We start from the raw sequence: 17,274 nt of genomic DNA on the forward strand, positions 1-17,274 counted from the left end.
AGGATAACTTTGAACATCGGGACAAGCGGGATATCCCAGCTTATTCATCAATTTATCCCCGGAGAATTACGCATTACATATTAATAACATATTGTTTTATTGTGGTTTTTTATGAAATTAACAGAATCACCCAGTTCTCGGGTGAAACTATCCACCTGGGGAAAACAGATGGGTAAATAAGTAATCCACGGAATTTGATCTCCCTACAAAACCATCATCCTTTCTCTTTTCCTATTTTTTTTATAGGGAGAGATCCAAACCACGCCCGGAGCTGGAATGACTGATCTTCTTTTCGCCATCTATCCTTGGGTGAAGTCCCTACACATCATGGCCGTGATCTCTTGGATGGCCGGTTTGTTCTATCTGCCTAGATTGTACGTCTATCACGTAGAAAAAGCCCAAGGCGTTGACGGGGCGCAGGAGATCTTCTTTGAAATGGAAGAAAAGCTGCTGCGGGTGATCATGCGCCCGGCGATGTACGTGGCCTGGGCCTGCGGCCTGATCATGGTATTCACACCAGGCATAGTCGGCTGGGATTTTGCCTGGCCCTGGGTCAAAGGCGCAGCAGTGATTGCGATGACTTGGTTCCACTACTGGCTGATGGTACGTCGAAAGGACTTCTTAGAGGGCCGAAATACGCTCACTGGGCGGCAGTATCGCATGATGAACGAGGTGCCTACCATTTTGATGGTTATCATCGTTCTGGCGGTCGTTCTGAAGTTCTGAGCAGCTATTTGACTCTTTGTAGGTAAGCGCTTATTTATCGCGTAACACGCCCGTCCGGGCGGCGTATCTTCCGTATTGAAATTCCAGTCCGAGCCGCATCCATGCGGCCAAGGTTCTTATCATCATGTCTAATGAATCCCTCAATCTGGCCGATCTGAAAGCCAAAAGCCCCAAAGACCTTCTGGCGATGGCCGAAGAGCTTGAGATCGAAAACGCCTCGACCATGCGAAAAGGCGAGATGATGTTCCAGATTCTGCGCGAACGCGCAGATGAAGGCTGGACCGTGGGCGGCGATGGCGTACTTGAGGTTCTGCAAGATGGGTTCGGGTTCCTGCGTTCGCCCGAGGCGAACTATTTGCCCGGTCCTGATGATATCTATGTCTCGCCAGAAATGATCCGCCAGCATTCGTTGCGCACCGGTGATACGGTCGAAGGTGATATCAAGGCGCCGGACGAGAACGAACGGTATTTCGCACTGATCAAGGTCACCAAGATCAATTTCGAAGATCCCGAGAAAGCCAGGCATAAAGTTGCTTTCGACAACCTGACACCGCTTTATCCGGATGAGCGCCTGAAGATGGAAGTCGAAGATCCAACCATCAAGGACAAGTCCGCCCGTGTCATCGATCTGGTTTCGCCGATCGGTAAAGGTCAGCGGTCGTTGATTGTGGCACCGCCACGGACCGGTAAGACGGTGATCCTGCAGAATATTGCGAACTCGATCGAAAAGAACCACCCTGAGTGCTATCTGATCGTCCTATTGATCGACGAGCGGCCGGAAGAAGTGACTGACATGCAGCGTTCGGTGAAGGGCGAGGTCGTGTCGTCGACCTTTGATGAACCCGCCACCCGCCACGTTGCCGTATCTGAGATGGTTATCGAAAAAGCCAAGCGTTTGGTCGAACATAAACGAGATGTTGTTATTCTTCTCGACTCGATCACAAGACTTGGTAGGGCATTTAATACCGTGGTTCCATCCTCGGGTAAGGTTCTGACCGGCGGTGTAGATGCAAACGCTCTGCAACGGCCTAAGCGGTTCTTTGGTGCGGCACGGAATATCGAAGAAGGCGGCTCGCTGACCATCATCGCCACTGCGCTGATTGATACCGGCAGCCGGATGGACGAAGTCATCTTCGAAGAATTCAAAGGCACTGGTAACTCGGAAATCGTTCTGGATCGTAAGATCGCAGATAAGCGTGTGTTCCCGGCCATCGACATCCTCAAATCTGGCACAAGGAAAGAGGACCTGCTGGTCGACAAAGGCGATTTGGCGAAAACCTTCGTTCTGCGCCGCATCCTCAACCCGATGGGCACCACCGACGCGATCGAGTTCCTGTTGTCCAAGTTGAAACAGACCAAGACAAATGGCGAGTTCTTCGATTCGATGAACACCTGACACAGGTCCTGGACGCAAGCGAGGCGGTCGAATGGATACGATATTCGCCTTGGCCAGCGCACAAGGCAAGGCAGGGGTGGCGGTCATCCGTCTCTCGGGCCCCTTGGCGCATCCTGCCGCGGCTGCTCTTTCCGGTGCTGCTTTGCCCTCCCGCGGGATGCGGGTGCGCAGCCTGTATGGCAAAGACGGATCGCGCCTGGATGATGGGGTAGTTCTGACCTTCCAGGCCCCGGCCAGCTTTACTGGCGAAGACGTGGCAGAGCTACAGATTCACGGCAGTACAGCGGCGGTCAACGCCGTCATGCGCTGCCTTGCGGACATGGACGGTTTGCGCCTGGCCGATCCCGGGGAATTCACCCGCCGTGCCTTGGAAAACGGCAAAATGGATTTGACACAGGTCGAGGGCCTTGCCGATCTGATCGACGCTGAGACAGAGGCTCAACGCAAGCAGGCACAGATCATTCTGGCCGGAGAGCTTGGGAATTTGGCTGAACGCTGGCGGCGCGATTTGATCCGCGCCGCATCGCTGCTTGAGGCAGTGATTGATTTTGCCGATGAAGAGGTGCCAACCGATGTTACCCCTGAAGTGCGCCAGTTGATCACGGATGTCATTGCAGATCTACAACGTGAAGCTGAAGGGGTTCGTATTGCAGAACGCATTCGAACCGGGTTCGAGGTTGCGATTGTTGGCTTGCCAAATGCCGGAAAGTCGACATTGCTGAATGCTCTGGCCGGTCGCGATGCAGCGATCACGTCGGAATATGCCGGAACAACGCGCGATGTGATTGAAGTTCGAATGGACCTTGAGGGACTTCCCGTTACTTTGTTGGATACAGCGGGCTTGCGGGAAACCGACGATCACGTCGAAAGCCTGGGAATTGAGCGGGCCAAAAAGCGCGCCGAGGCCGCCGACCTGCGCGTATTTCTGACTGATGATCCAAAAGAGCTGGGCGTTCAGATGTTGGAAGGAGATATTCAGGTTCTTCCGAAGTCCGATCTGAGAAACAGTTCTGATGAGGGAATCTCCGGGAAAACCGGGCAGGGTGTGGATCGGTTGATTTCCAACATATCGCGTGTTTTGGGTGATCGTACTACTACCCATGGTATCGCCACGCGTGAAAGGCATCGTATAGCGCTGATCACAGCGCGCGACGCACTTAGTGCTGCAATCGCTGTTCTGGAATCAGGTCCCGACCTGTATGATATTGCAGCCGAGGAACTGAGGACCGCGATCCGCGCTTTGGAAGCTCTGGTTGGCAGAATTGGTGTAGAAGACTTGTTGGATGAAATATTCTCAAGCTTCTGCCTGGGAAAGTAAGGAGTGTTTCACGTGAAACATTCGGATTTTGACGTCGTCGTTATCGGAGCGGGCCACGCCGGAACAGAGGCGGCCCATGCGGCCGCCCGGATGGGTGCGACTACCGCCCTTGTGACTCTGTCGGCCACTGATATCGGCGTAATGTCCTGTAACCCCGCTATTGGGGGCCTCGGCAAAGGGCATCTTGTCCGCGAAATTGACGCGTTGGACGGGGTGATGGGGCGCGTCGCAGACCAGGCGGGAATTCAGTTTCGTTTACTGAACCGCCGTAAAGGCCCCGCTGTGCAGGGGCCCAGAACGCAGGCAGACAGGGCTTTGTACCGAGCTGCGATGCAGCGAGAAACCACGGCACAGCCGAACCTCAGCGTCGTAGTCGGCGAGGTGACAGATTTCCTGGTGAATGGACCTGCTGTTACCGGAATTCGATTGGCGGATGAGTCTGAAATACGGGCCGGCGCTGTGATCCTGACGTCTGGGACATTTTTGCGAGGCGTTATTCACATTGGTGACGTATCGCGCCCTGGCGGACGTATGGGGGATCGTCCCTCGGTAAAGCTGGCCGAGCGTTTGGATAGCCTTAACCTGCCGCTAGGACGCTTGAAAACGGGGACACCACCCCGGCTGGATGGTCGGACGATTGATTGGTCAGGTCTCGAACGTCAGGACGGCGATGATGAACCTACGCTGTTCTCATTCCTTTCGATGGGGGTGGTGGCACCGCAGATTTCTTGCGGGATTACGCATACCAATGCCAGAACACATGAGATCATTGAAAAGAATCTTTCCAGATCGGCGATGTATGGGGGACATATTGACGGTATAGGCCCCAGATATTGCCCTTCGATCGAAGATAAGATTGTGCGGTTTGCGGATAAGGAATCTCATCAGATTTTCCTCGAGCCAGAAGGTGTGAATGATCACACAATCTATCCGAATGGAATTTCTACCTCACTGCCACAGGATGTTCAGGTCGATTATGTCAGATCCATTAAGGGGCTGGAAAAGGCAGAGATCCTCCAACCTGGCTACGCCATCGAATATGACTACGTAGATCCTCGCGTTCTGACATCATCACTGTCGTTGCCTGAGGCGCCAGGACTATATCTTGCGGGTCAGATTAACGGCACCACAGGATATGAGGAAGCTGCAGCTCAGGGAATGGTGGCTGGCCTCAATGCTGCCCTTCAGGTATTGGGTCGGGATCCAATCCATTTCACGCGTTCCGACAGCTATATTGGTGTCATGGTCGATGACCTGACCACTCGCGGAGTGGCAGAACCTTATCGGATGTTTACCTCACGGGCAGAGTTTAGATTGTCTTTGCGCGCCGATAATGCCGACCAACGACTGACACCTATTGGCCTACGCCTAGGTTGCGTAAGCGAGACACGCAGCACGCACTTCTCTGAAAAGATGGAGAAGTTGGGGGCTGCGAAAAAGAAGCTCACAGATCATACCTATACTCCGAAAGAAGTGCGAGAAGCTGGTATCGAGGTCAATCAGGATGGCAATCGCCGCGATGGTATGGCGATTTTGGCCTTTCCTGATGTGAGCTTTGAAGACCTTGTTCCCTTGATTCCTGAGTTGCAGGACGTTGATTCAGGCATTCGGCAGCAAGTGGAACGCGATGCGCTGTATGCGAATTATATCGAGCGGCAAAGACGTGATGTCGAAGCGATGAAACGCGATGAAGCCTATGAGATTCCGCGTGATTTTGACTTCTTCGCATTGGATGGGCTGTCGTCAGAGATGAAGCAGAAGTTGTCCAACGCCCGTCCTGAGAATGTAGCGCAGGCAAGCCGGATAGAGGGTGTGACGCCGGCAGCGCTGACTCTGGTGTTGGCCAAGCTTCGCCGAGATCAGAGGGTGCGCAAAGCATGAAGGAAGAGCTGTTTGACGGTCTGAATGTTTCACGTGAAACATTTGATCGACTGGCAACATATGTTGCCCTTGTCGAGCGCTGGAACCCGAAAATCAACCTTGTATCGCGCAAAAGCTTGTCCGAAATCTGGACACGGCACATTTTGGATTCCGTTCAGGTTTTTCGATGTGCCGAGAACTTTTCGCATTGGGTTGATATTGGAAGTGGTGGTGGGTTTCCCGGTATGGTCTGTGCAATTATGGCGATCGAAGAATCGCCAGACGCAAAATTCACCTTTGTTGAAAGCGATCAGCGAAAATCTGCGTTTTTACGCAATGTATCCCGGGAATGTGGTGCAAACTGTAAAGTGGTGGCGAAACGCATTGAAGCGGTGGACCCCCTGAATGCAGATGTTTTGTCTGCCCGCGCCTTGGCAGATCTCGGGGTATTATTATCTTTTTGTGACAGACATTTAGGCGATTCTGGCGTCGCTTTGTTGCCGAAAGGTGTAAGCTGGAAAAAAGAGGTGCAGGATGCGCAGGAAGAATGGAATTTCACCTGTGATCCGATTACAAGTTTAACAGAGCCCCAAGCCGTCATCCTCAAGGTCAAAGGAGTATCACGTGGTTGATCTATCTCGTCCCTCAGGCCCCCGGATCATAGCGGTAGCCAACCAGAAGGGCGGGGTTGGGAAGACGACAACAGCCATAAACTTGGCAGCAGGCCTGGCCGAGGCCGGATGCAGGGTTTTAGTGGTTGATCTGGATCCACAGGGGAATGCTTCAACCGGTTTAGGTGTCGAGGATCGAGATTGGACAACTTATGACCTGATTCTGGATGATGCGCCTTTGGATGCGGTCGTTCAGGACTCGGAGATTGAAGGCATTCTCGTTGTCCCCGCTACGGTAGACCTCAGTTCCGCCGATATTGAACTGATTTCGAACGAAAAACGCAGCTATTTACTGCATGATGCGTTACGCCAGACTGCTATTGATAAGTACGATCTGGATTTCGTCCTGATTGACTGTCCGCCATCGCTGAATCTTCTGACGGTAAACGCGATGGTCGCAGCGCATTCCGTACTGGTGCCATTGCAAAGTGAGTTCTTCGCATTAGAGGGTTTGTCCCAGCTCATGCTGACCATTCGCGAGGTGCGACAGACTGCGAATCCAGACCTCAGAATCGAAGGTGTTGTGCTGACTATGTATGACAACCGCAACAACTTGTCCCGTCAGGTCGAAAAAGACGCACGTGACAATCTGGGTGAGATGGTATTTAAAACCAAAATACCCAGAAATGTGCGGGTCAGTGAGGCTCCGTCATACGCGTTGCCGGTTTTGCAATATGACTCGGGGTCTCTGGGCGCGATGGCCTATCGGCATTTGGCCCGGGAAGTCATGCATAAGAACAATAAAACCGCAGTCTGAGCGGTACTAGGAGGACCCTGTGACAGCCAGAAAATCAAAACCAAGAGGGTTGGGTCGCGGGCTTTCGGCGTTGATGGCAGATGTCACACAAGAGCCCCAGGGACGCGTGCCAACTGATTCACGGCGGCCGGACCTGACGATTCCAATCGAAAAGCTTCACGCAAACCCAAATCAGCCGCGCCGCACCTTTGCCCGGGAGCATCTGGATGAGCTTGCCGCTTCGGTCAAAGAGAAGGGGATCATTCAGCCGCTGATCGTCCGCGAGATTGCCGAAGGCGATTATGAAATCGTCGCGGGTGAACGCCGCTGGCGCGCGGCGCAAATGGCGCAGTTGCATGATATCCCCGTTATCGTTCGCGATTTTGATGACACTGAGGTTCTGGAAGTCGCCATTATCGAAAACATTCAGCGCGCGGATTTGAATGCGGTGGAAGAGGCGGCCGGCTATAAGCAGCTGATGGACCGCTTTGGTCATACGCAAGAAAAGCTGGCTGAAGCATTGGGCAAAAGCCGCAGTCATATTGCCAATTTGCTGCGCCTGTTGTCCCTGCCAATGGATGTACAAACCCTTGTAATAGAAGGAAAATTATCGGCTGGCCATGCACGGACGCTGATCACGGCCGAGAATGCCTCGGACCTTGCAAAGCAAATTGTCAAAGACGGGCTGTCGGTGCGGGCAACGGAAGCGCTGGTGAAGAAGCAACAGCAGGGGGATGCGGCCCGACCGGCACCAAGGTCTCGGGATCTGAATGCGGGTAAAGATGCGGATACCCGGGCGCTGGAAAAGGATCTTTCCGCGATTCTGGCGATGAAAGTGGCGATCAATCACAAAGCGGGCTCGGAAACGGGGCAGGTGGTCCTGACCTATGAGAACCTGGATCAACTGGATGATCTTTGTTCCAAGCTCAGCCGCTAGGGCGGGTCCAGATAAATATCATCACGCCGCCAAGTACAATCGCCTGGATGATCAGGACATGAGACGGCGCAGACATCATGACCGATAATCCAAATACGGCGGCGACCGACAGGGTGGCCGCCTTTTTTGCGGCCGGACGAATCGCACCCGAACTCTGCCAATCGACGATCATTGGGCCAAACAGTCGGTGCGTTATCAGCCAGCTATGCAGCCGTGAAGACGAGCGGGCAAAGAAGAAGGCGGCGAGTAGCAGAAATGGAACCGTTGGTAGTAGGGGAAGTACCACCCCAACAGCGGCCAGCCCGACACATAACAATCCAAGCCCTGCCCACAGATATTGCATGGTCTACCCCAAAAGTTCGCGGATCACGGCGTTCAAGACGGCCCGCCCGTCGGTTGTAGCCATCAGTCTACCATCCAGCATTTGAACCATGCCGATATCCTGAAGATGGCCCAATGGGTCTTGTGGTAAGGGGTGGCCTGATATTCCCATATATCTATCTATATCTAGCCCGTCGGAAACTCTAAGACCCATCATAAGGTATTCACTTGCCTGATCTTCACGCGACAATGCGGCGCGTTCTTTCTCTCCGCTACCACAGGAAGCCGCATCCAACCACCGTTGCGGATTCAGATAGGTTTCAGTCGCGTATTTCTGGCCATTCTGGGTGATCCGCCCATGGGCGCCGGGGCCAATGCCGACATAGTCACCATAGCGCCAATAGATCAGATTGTGCTGTGATTCCGCGCCGGGGCGGGCGTGGTTCGATACCTCATAGGCGGGCAGACCATGAGCCTCGCAGATTTCTTGCGTGGCCAGATACATATCGGCGGCGCTATCATCCAAGGGCAGGCCGCGTAGCTTGCCCACGGCATAGCGATCACCAAAGGCGGTTCCGTCTTCTATGGTCAGTTGGTACAGCGACAGGTGATCGACCGCCATCGACAGGGCTTCGGTCAACTCTGCGCGCCAGGCATCAAGGGTTTGATGTTGCCGCGCATAGATCAGGTCAAAGCTGACCCGTTCAAAACAATGACGGGCTATGTCATAAGCAGCCCGCGCTTCGGCCACGCTGTGAATGCGGCCCAACCGGCGCAGATCGTCATCATTCAGCGCCTGTACCCCCATCGAGATACGGTTGACGCCTGCTTCTCGGTAGGCAGCGAACCGTCCCGCCTCGACCGAGCCGGGATTGGCTTCAAGTGTGATTTCCATGTCATTGGCGGGGTGCCAAAGGGCGCGGGCGGTATCAATCACTGCGGCGACGGTTTCGGGATCCATCAGAGACGGGGTGCCGCCGCCAAAGAAGATGGTGTTCAGGACACGGTTGGGGGTTTCGGAAGCGCTACGGCGCAGCTCGACCAGATATGCATCAAGCCATTGTTTTTGATCAATATTTTTGGAAACATGGCTGTTGAAATCGCAATAGGGGCATTTGGCCTCGCAAAAGGGCCAATGCACATACAGGCCAAAGCCCCCATTGCGCCAATCATCCGCCAAAACAGCCTTTCACGAACATCTCAACCGCGCGACCGCGATGGCTGATCTTGTTCTTTTCCCAGCGATCCATCTCGGCAAAGGTAATGTCATGACCCTCGGGCACAAACATTGGATCATAACCAAAGCCGTCCGCACCGCGAATGGGCCAGATCAAGTGACCGGGGGCGATGCCTTCGAACACCTCATCATGCCCGTCGGGCCAGGCCAAAACCAGCGTGCAACGAAATTGTGCGGTGCGGGGATGGGCAGCGTTCTTCGCCTCAAGCTCCCCATGTGCGCGTGTCATCGCCACCAGGAAATCGCGGCCATTGCCGGTTTCTGCCCAATCGGCGGTGTAGACGCCCGGCGCCCCGTCAAGCGCGTCGATGGTGATCCCGGAATCGTCCGACAGGGCAGGAAGGCCGGTGGCTTTGGCGGCGGCATGGGCCTTGATCCGGGCATTGCCGACGAATGTATCCTCGGTCTCTTCCGGTTCAGGCAGGTCCATGTCCGCGGCACCGATAACAGTGACGCCAAAGGGTTCAAGCAGATGTGCCATCTCCTCAAGCTTGCCTTTGTTATGCGTGGCCACCAGCAACCTGTCGCCGTCGAACTTGCGGGTCATGCGGTGGCGGCCTTTTGCGCAGCAGCCAGTTCACTAACGCCCTGTTCAGCCAGATCCATTAGTTGATCCATCTGAACGCGGCTAAAGACCGAGCCTTCGGCGCTCATTTGAACTTCGACCAATTTGCCGGACCCGGTCATGATAAAGTTGCCGTCCACGCCGGCTTCGCTGTCTTCGGGGTAATCCAGATCCAGCACCGGTTGACCGGCGTAGATACCGCAGGACACGGCTGCAACCGGGTCAACCAGCGGGTCCGAGATCACGTCACCCGTTTTCATCAGCTTGTTGACCGCAAGACGCAGCGCAACCCAACCGCCTGTGATCGAGGCACATCGGGTGCCACCATCGGCCTGGATCACATCGCAGTCGACGGTGATCTGGCGTTCACCCAAGGCAACCCGATCGACACCTGCACGCAGGGCACGGCCGATCAAACGCTGGATTTCCACGGTACGACCACCCTGCTTACCGCTGGCAGCCTCGCGCCGCATCCGTGTATTGGTCGCACGGGGCAGCATGCCGTATTCAGCGGTAACCCAGCCCAGGCCCGAACCCTTGATGAACGGTGGCACGCGATCTTCGATCGTGGCAGTGCACAATACATGGGTATCGCCCATCTTAATCAGGCAGGAACCTTCGGCATGTTTGGTAAATCCCGTTTCGATTGAAACGGCGCGCATTTCGTTTAGATCACGTCCTGAGGGTCGCATGGGAATTCCTTTGTTTGCTGGTTTGGGGATACCGCCCAGCAGCGTCAGGATGCAACCCTGATTGACCTTTCGCCTACCTGCTATTTAATGGCCATCCAGCAGAGGATTGCCGATGAGTGACGCAAGCAAAATTCTGAACGAGATGAATGACCGGTCGCGCGAGGTGTTTCGGCTGATCGTCGAAAGCTATCTGGATAGCGGTGAGCCTGTCGGCAGCCGTACCCTGACGCGTACTTTGTCGGAAAAAGTCAGTGCGGCGACGGTTCGCAATGTGATGCAGGATCTTGAGTTTCTGGGCCTGCTCGACAGCCCTCATGTCAGTGCGGGGCGGATTCCAACGCAACACGGGTTACGGATGTTCGTGGACGGATTGCTGGAGGTCGGTGATCTGGGCGCGGATGACCGGCAGAAGCTGGACGACACACTGGGCGCTAACTCGGGGGATGTCGGCGGGATGCTTGATCGTGTCGGCGCGGCCTTGTCACACGTGACACAAGGGGCCTCGCTGGTTTTGACGCCGAAACACGAAGCGGAAATCAAACATATCGAATTTGTGTCGCTTGGGCATGACAGGGCCCTGGTGGTTTTGGTCTTTTCCGACGGTCAGGTGGAAAACCGGCTGTTCAAGCCGCCACCCGGGCAAACGCCCAGCTCGATGCGGGAAGCGGCGAATTTTCTGAACGCTCTGATCGAGGGCCGCACAATCAGCGAAGTCCGCCGTCAGATGCTGACCCAGATAGATGCGCGCAAGCAGGAAATTGACGTGTTGGCCCGAGAAATGGTCGAAAGCGGCATGGCCGCATGGGACGGGGATGATGGCGACTCGGCCCGTTTGATCGTCCGAGGGCGGGCGAATCTGCTGGGTGAACGCGGCGAAGCAGATGAGTTGGAGCGCATTCGCACCCTGTTTGACGACCTCGAACGCAAGCGCGACATCGCCGAATTTCTGGAATTGACCGAAGAAGGCGAAGGTGTACGCATTTTTATCGGGTCTGAGAACAAACTTTTCTCACTTTCGGGTTCCTCTTTGGTGGTGTCTCCATATATGAACGCTGATCGTAAGATAATCGGTGCGGTTGGGGTCATCGGGCCCACACGTCTGAATTATGGACGGATCGTGCCGATCGTGGATTATACGGCGCAACTGGTCGGCAAACTGATATCCGACCGGAGCTAGAGGGTAAGAGATGGCAGAGCCCAAGAACGAAGATTTTCTGGACGATATCGCAACGGCCGAGGCCGAAGAACTGGCTGATGAATTTGCTGAGATCAGCGATGAAGCGCTGGAGCTGGATGAGCTGCGCGCCGAGCGCGACGACTACAAAGACAAATTCATGCGTGCATTGGCCGATGCGGAAAACGCGCGCAAGCGCGGCGACAAGGCTCGGCGCGATGCCGAACAGTATGGCGGCTCGAAACTGGCTCGTGACATGCTGCCGGTCTATGACAATATGAAACGCGCGCTTGAGGCCGCAACCGACGAGCAAAAAGAGGTCGCAGGCGCTTTGCTGGAAGGTGTTGAACTGACCATGCGCGCACTGAAGAACGTGTTTCAGAAACACGGGATTCAGGTGATCACGCCAGAAGTTGGCGATCGGTTTGACCCCAATGTGCATGAGGCGATGTTCGAGGCCCCCGTGCCCGGAACACGCGCTGGTGACATCATCCAGGTATCTGCAGAAGGCTTTATGCTGTACGACCGGCTCTTGCGCCCCGCGCAGGTGGGTGTGTCGTCCACGCCGGCAAGCTAAGCACCTAAGATATCAATCAATTATTGAGGCGGTCAGGATCTGGCCGCCTCTTTCAGTTTATAGATCAGGTCCAATGCCTCGCGCGGGCTAAGCTCATCCGGCAAGATCTCACCCAACATATCCGCAACGGGTGAAGCTTTTGGGGGAGGCGGTGGCGGCGGGGCAGCCGAGAACAGCGGCAGATCGTCGATCAAAGCCTTTTGCTTGCCGCCTTCGCGTTCGGTTTTCTCCAGCTGGTCCAGCACAACGCGGGCACGTTCGACAACGGATGCCGGCAGGCCAGCCAGTTGCGCCACCTGGACACCATAGGACCGGTCTGCGGCGCCTTTGTGAACCTCGTGCAAAAAGATCACCTCGCCCTCCCATTCCTTGACCGCAACGGTGGCGTTGTCGACACCTTCCAGATTTCCGGCCAGCGCGGTCAGCTCGTGATAATGCGTTGCAAACAGCGCGCGACATTTATTGGCGGCGTGCAGATGTTCGAGCGTGGCCCAGGCGATGGAAAGCCCGTCATAGGTGGCCGTCCCGCGTCCGATTTCATCCAGAATGACCAGCGCATGATCGTCGGCTTGATTGAGGATGGCGGCGGTTTCGACCATTTCAACCATAAAGGTCGACCGACCCCTGGCCAGATCGTCAGATGCCCCGACACGGCTGAACAGCTGGCTGACCACACCGATATAGGCTTGTTCGGCTGGAACATAGCTGCCCATCTGTGCAAGCAGGGCGATCAGCGCATTCTGCCGCAGGAAGGTTGATTTACCCGCCATGTTGGGGCCGGTCAGCAACCAGATTGCAGCACCATCTTCCGCGCTGAGATCACAATCATTGGCGATAAACGCGTCACCGCTTTGTTGGCGCAGCGCATGTTCAACAACCGGATGCCGCCCGCCCTGAATATCAAAGGCACGAGAGGCATCGACCTGCGGGCGACACCAGCTCTCGCCCCGTGCCAGATCGGCCAGCGCAGTGGTTAGGTCCAGTTCTGCCAGCCCGCGCGCGGCTTGGTTCAGTTGCGCAGCACGGGTAAGAATCTCATCAGAAAGCCTTTGATAGAGCCGCTTTTCGATTTCCAAAGCATGATTTCCGGCGTTCAGGATACGGGTTTCGATCTCGGACAGTTCTACTGTCGTGAACCGCACCTGATTGGCCGTGGTTTGCCGGTGGATATAGGTTTCGGAGTACGGCGGGTTCAACATCTTCTCGGCATGGGTGGCCGTGGTTTCGATGAAATAGCCCAGCACGTTGTTATGTTTGATCTTCAGCGAGGTGATGCCGGTGTGCTCGGAGTATTTCTGCTGAAACCCGGCGATGACGGATCGACCTTCGTCGCGCAGGGTCCGGGCTTCATCCAGTTCCACATCATAGCCGGGGGCAATGAAGCCGCCATCGCGCGCCATCAGGGGCGGTTCGGCCACAAGCGCCTCATCCAGCAGGGTCAGCAGATCATCAAACCCTGTCAGGTTTTGCACCGCAGTTGCCAGCAATACCGGCAGATCTCCGGCATTGCACAGTTCGGCGATGGTTGCGGCCTGCGCCAGCCCGTTGCGGATGGCGGCCAGATCGCGAGGACCGCCGCGATCTAGCGACAGGCGCGACAAGGCGCGGTCCAAATCGGGGGTTTTGCGCAAGGCATCGCGCAGATCTTGGGCGATCAGGCTGTCATCGGCTGCAAAACTTACCGCATCCAACCGCCCGTGGATCACATCCAGATTGCGTGAGGGGCTGGACAGGCGCTGTTCCAACAGCCGCGCGCCACCTGGCGTCACCGTACGGTCAACCACCGACAAAAGCGATCCGGCGCGCCCGCCAGACAGCGACCGGGTCAGCTCCAGATTGCGGCGCGTTGCGGCGTCGATTTGCACTACGCGGTCCTCGGATTCTTTCAGCGGCGTTTGCAGCAGGGGCAATTTGCCTTTTTGCGTGATCTCCAAATAGTCAACCAATGCGCCCATAGCGGACACTTCGGCCCGGCCAAAATTTCCAAACGCGTCCAGCGCGCCCACGTGAAACAGAGCGCAGATGCGCTTTTCAGCCGCCGTGCTGTCGAAACTGGCGCGGCCAATGGGCGTCAGCGAGATGCCCAGATCGCGGGCAGGTTCGTGCAGGACCTGTTCGGCCCCGTCCGCCACGATCAGTTCCGACGGGGCCAGCCGGGCCAGTTCAGGGCTTAGGCGTACAGAGGTCAAAGGCATCACGTGAAACGCCCCGGTTGAGATATCGGCCCAGGCAAGCGCCGCTTCATCCCTCACCTCGGCATAACAGGCCAGAAAGTTGTGGCGGCGTGCCTCTAGCAGCGCGTCCTCGGTCAGTGTTCCGGGTGTCACCAGTCGGACAACACCGCGCTTTACCACTGATTTAGAGCCTCTCTTCTTGGCCTCAGCCGGGCTTTCCATCTGCTCGCAAACGGCCACGCGAAAGCCTTTTCGGATCAGCGTCAGCAGGTATCCTTCGGCGGCATGGACCGGCACACCGCACATCGGGATGTCGGCGTCGTTGTGCTTGCCGCGTTTGGTCAGGGCGATGTCCAGCGCCTCGGCGGCGTTGACGGCATCCTCGAAAAACATCTCGTAGAAATCGCCCATCCGGTAAAACAGAAGGGCGTCGGCATGGGCCTCTTTGATTTCGAGATATTGCGCCATCATCGGCGTGACTGTGGACAAGGCTGATCCCTTTTGACGGCGTTCGGTCGCGACCTTACAAATCCGCCATCTGGTGCGAAAGGCAAAAGTATTCTCGTTGAGGCGCGCGCGTGCCTGCGCTATGAGGCAGAAGCCCCGTAGTTGCAGAGAAACGACGTATCAAATGCCCAAAGCGAAGATCACCAACGAAGAGGCGCTGGCCTTTCACCTGGATCCAACTCCTGGCAAGTGGGAGGTACAAGCCACCGTTCCCATGACCACGCAGCGCGACCTGTCGCTGGCCTACAGCCCCGGCGTGGCTGTTCCATGTGAAGCAATCGCGGAAAATCCAGAAACGGCCTATGACTATACCAACAAGGGAAATCTGGTCGCCGTGATTTCAAATGGGACGGCGGTTTTGGGTCTTGGTAATCTGGGCGCGCTGGGCTCAAAACCGGTGATGGAGGGCAAGTCAGTCCTGTTCAAGCGTTTCGCTGACGTAAACTCGATCGATATCGAGCTGGACACCGAAGACCCGGATGAGTTCTGCCGCGCCGTGCGTCTGATGGGCCCGACCTTTGGTGGCATCAATCTGGAAGACATCAAGGCGCCCGAGTGTTTCATCATCGAACAGCGCCTGAAGGAAGAAATGGATATCCCCGTCTTCCACGATGATCAGCATGGCACGGCGGTGATCTGTGCAGCGGGCCTGCTGAATGCGCTGCGTATCTCGGGCAAGAAGATTGAAGATGTGAAGATTGTTCTGAACGGTGCTGGGGCTGCTGGGATAGCGTGTATCGAACTGCTCAAGTCCATGGGCGCGCGGCATGAAAACTGCATCGTGTGTGACACCAAAGGCGTGATCTATCAGGGCCGGACCGAGGGCATGAACCAGTGGAAATCGGCCCATGCGATCACCACGGATCTGCGTACGCTGGAAGACGCCATGAAAGGCGCAGACGTCTTTCTGGGCGTGTCGGTCAAAGGGGCTGTGACGCAAGATATGGTAGCCAGCATGGCCGATAACCCGGTGATTTTTGCGATGGCAAACCCCGACCCCGAGATCACACCGGAAGAGGCGCATGAGGTGCGCGTAGATGCCATCGTCGCCACAGGGCGCAGCGATTATCCGAACCAGGTCAACAACGTGTTGGGCTTTCCCTACCTGTTCCGCGGTGCGCTGGATATCCACGCCCGCGCCATCAATGACGAGATGAAAATTGCCTGTGCCCACGCCCTGGCCAACCTCGCGCGCGAAGATGTCCCGGATGAGGTCGCGATGGCCTATGGTAAGTCGCTGACCTTTGGGCGCGATTATATTATCCCGACACCTTTCGATCCGCGCCTGATTCACCGCATTCCGCCCGCCGTTGCGCGGGCTGGGATGGATACCGGCGCGGCGCGGCGCCCGATTATCGACATGGACGCGTATGAGCTGAGCCTGAAATCCCGCATGGATCCGACCGCCAGCATTCTGCGCGGCCTGAACGCGCGGGCCCGTCAGGCGCAAAGCCGAATGATCTTTGCCGAGGGCGACGATCCGCGTGTGCTGCGGGCTGCGGTGATGTATCAACGCTCGGGCTTTGGTAAGGCGCTGGTCGTAGGCCGCCCGGATGACGTCAAGCAAAAGCTGGAAGAGGCCGGGCTGGGCGATGCTGTGCGTGAGCTGGAGATCGTGAATGCCGCCAACACTGCGCATCTCGATACCTATTCTGATTTTTTGTACGATCGCCTGCAGCGTAAAGGCTTTGATCGAAAGGATATTCATCGACTTGCCGCGCGCGACCGGCATGTGTTTTCATCGCTGATGCTGGCGCATGGGCATGGCGACGGTTTGGTCTCGGGCGCGACGCGTAAATCGGCGCATGTGCTGGATCGGATCAACCATGTGTTCGACGCAGATGCGGCCCGTGGCGCGGCGGGTGTGACGGCGCTGTTGCACAAGGGGCGGATCGTGCTGATCGGCGACACTCTAGTCCATGAATGGCCGGACGAAAACGATCTGGCCAATATCGCCGAGCGCTCAGCAGCCGTTGCCCGCCATATGGGGCTGGAGCCGCGCGTTGCCTTTGTCAGCTTTTCGACGTTTGGCTACCCGGTGTCGGAGCGGGCCGAAAAGATGCACCGCGCTCCTGCCGTTCTGGATCAGCGTGGCGTAGATTTCGAATACGAAGGTGAAATGACGGTGGACGTGGCGCTGAATGTCGACCAGCAGGCAAACTATCCGTTCCAGCGCCTGACCGGACCGGCGAATATCCTGATTGTCCCAGCACGGCATTCGGCCTCGATCTCGACCAAGTTGATGCAGGAAATGGGTGGGGCCACGGTGATCGGCCCGATCTTGTCGGGCATCGACAAGCCGATTCAGATCTGTTCGACCATATCGACGGCCAATGACATTCTGAACATGGCCATTTTGGCCTCCTGCGATATTGGTTAAGCC

At 56.2% G+C, this 17,274-nt stretch carries 15 protein-coding genes; 10 read left to right on the forward strand and 5 right to left on the reverse strand.

Annotated features, from left to right (window positions below):
* The first annotated feature begins 276 nt into the window (after positions 1-276).
* The 7 genes from AC2FLE_RS17780 (at position 277) to AC2FLE_RS17810 (ending at position 7,644) form a co-directional block, all read left to right on the forward strand.
* Complete coding sequence (locus AC2FLE_RS17780) at positions 277-726, forward strand: CopD family protein (protein WP_496698687.1); 450 nt, start codon at positions 277-279, stop codon at positions 724-726.
* 124 nt (positions 727-850) lie between these two features.
* Positions 851-2,122 carry a transcription termination factor Rho gene (rho, locus tag AC2FLE_RS17785; protein WP_142637421.1) on the forward strand — a complete coding sequence of 424 codons (1,272 nt, stop codon included), beginning with the start codon at positions 851-853 and terminating at the stop codon, positions 2,120-2,122.
* A 31-nt stretch (positions 2,123-2,153) separates the two neighbouring features.
* Complete coding sequence (mnmE, locus tag AC2FLE_RS17790; RefSeq protein ID WP_496698689.1) at positions 2,154-3,440, forward strand: tRNA uridine-5-carboxymethylaminomethyl(34) synthesis GTPase MnmE; 1,287 nt, start codon at positions 2,154-2,156, stop codon at positions 3,438-3,440.
* A gap of 12 nt (positions 3,441-3,452) precedes the next feature.
* Positions 3,453-5,321 carry a tRNA uridine-5-carboxymethylaminomethyl(34) synthesis enzyme MnmG gene (gene mnmG, locus AC2FLE_RS17795; RefSeq protein ID WP_496698691.1) on the forward strand — a complete coding sequence of 623 codons (1,869 nt, stop codon included), beginning with the start codon at positions 3,453-3,455 and terminating at the stop codon, positions 5,319-5,321.
* A complete protein-coding gene (gene rsmG / locus AC2FLE_RS17800) occupies positions 5,318-5,932 on the forward strand; it encodes a 16S rRNA (guanine(527)-N(7))-methyltransferase RsmG (protein WP_496698693.1) in 615 nt (204 codons plus the stop codon). Before mnmG ends, rsmG begins: the two co-directional genes overlap by 4 nt.
* Positions 5,925-6,728 carry a ParA family protein gene (locus AC2FLE_RS17805; RefSeq protein ID WP_142637414.1) on the forward strand — a complete coding sequence of 268 codons (804 nt, stop codon included), beginning with the start codon at positions 5,925-5,927 and terminating at the stop codon, positions 6,726-6,728. The genes rsmG and AC2FLE_RS17805 overlap by 8 nt, the downstream gene beginning before the upstream one ends.
* Positions 6,729-6,747: 19 nt before the next feature.
* Positions 6,748-7,644 carry a ParB/RepB/Spo0J family partition protein gene (locus AC2FLE_RS17810; protein ID WP_142637412.1) on the forward strand — a complete coding sequence of 299 codons (897 nt, stop codon included), beginning with the start codon at positions 6,748-6,750 and terminating at the stop codon, positions 7,642-7,644.
* On the opposite strand, the gene AC2FLE_RS17815 is transcribed toward AC2FLE_RS17810, so the two are convergent.
* Genes AC2FLE_RS17815 through rph form a run of 4 tightly spaced genes read right to left on the reverse strand, consistent with a single transcriptional unit; the run spans position 7,634 to position 10,459 of the window.
* Positions 7,634-7,987, reverse strand: a complete 354-nt coding sequence (locus tag AC2FLE_RS17815) for a YbaN family protein (protein WP_496698695.1) — start codon at positions 7,985-7,987, stop codon at positions 7,634-7,636. The two genes, AC2FLE_RS17810 and AC2FLE_RS17815, sit on opposite strands and share 11 nt — an antisense overlap.
* A gap of 3 nt (positions 7,988-7,990) precedes the next feature.
* Positions 7,991-9,145 (reverse strand): radical SAM family heme chaperone HemW, encoded by a 1,155-nt coding sequence (hemW, locus tag AC2FLE_RS17820; RefSeq protein ID WP_496698697.1) that lies wholly within the window; start codon positions 9,143-9,145, stop codon positions 7,991-7,993.
* Entirely contained in the window at positions 9,135-9,749 is a 615-nt protein-coding gene (gene rdgB / locus AC2FLE_RS17825; RefSeq protein ID WP_496698698.1) for an RdgB/HAM1 family non-canonical purine NTP pyrophosphatase, read from the reverse strand. Before rdgB ends, hemW begins: the two co-directional genes overlap by 11 nt.
* A complete protein-coding gene (rph, locus tag AC2FLE_RS17830; RefSeq protein ID WP_496698700.1) occupies positions 9,746-10,459 on the reverse strand; it encodes a ribonuclease PH in 714 nt (237 codons plus the stop codon). The genes rdgB and rph overlap by 4 nt, the downstream gene beginning before the upstream one ends.
* A gap of 112 nt (positions 10,460-10,571) precedes the next feature.
* On the opposite strand from rph, the gene hrcA reads away from it, so the two are divergent.
* Both hrcA and AC2FLE_RS17840 read left to right on the forward strand, forming a co-directional pair.
* Complete coding sequence (gene hrcA / locus AC2FLE_RS17835; RefSeq protein WP_496698701.1) at positions 10,572-11,636, forward strand: heat-inducible transcriptional repressor HrcA; 1,065 nt, start codon at positions 10,572-10,574, stop codon at positions 11,634-11,636.
* Between the two features lie 10 nt (positions 11,637-11,646).
* Positions 11,647-12,210, forward strand: a complete 564-nt coding sequence (locus AC2FLE_RS17840) for a nucleotide exchange factor GrpE (protein ID WP_496698703.1) — start codon at positions 11,647-11,649, stop codon at positions 12,208-12,210.
* Positions 12,211-12,242: 32 nt separating this feature from the next.
* Here AC2FLE_RS17840 and mutS read toward each other — a convergent pair whose 3' ends face one another.
* On the reverse strand, positions 12,243-14,855 hold the full coding sequence (gene mutS / locus AC2FLE_RS17845) for a DNA mismatch repair protein MutS (RefSeq protein WP_496698762.1): 2,613 nt from the start codon (positions 14,853-14,855) through the stop codon (positions 12,243-12,245).
* A gap of 160 nt (positions 14,856-15,015) precedes the next feature.
* Here mutS and AC2FLE_RS17850 point away from each other — a divergent pair, with 160 nt between their 5' ends.
* On the forward strand, positions 15,016-17,271 hold the full coding sequence (locus tag AC2FLE_RS17850; protein WP_496698705.1) for an NADP-dependent malic enzyme: 2,256 nt from the start codon (positions 15,016-15,018) through the stop codon (positions 17,269-17,271).
* Positions 17,272-17,274 lie beyond the last annotated feature (3 nt).

The organism is Ruegeria sp. CDSA077 (assembly GCF_059612265.1).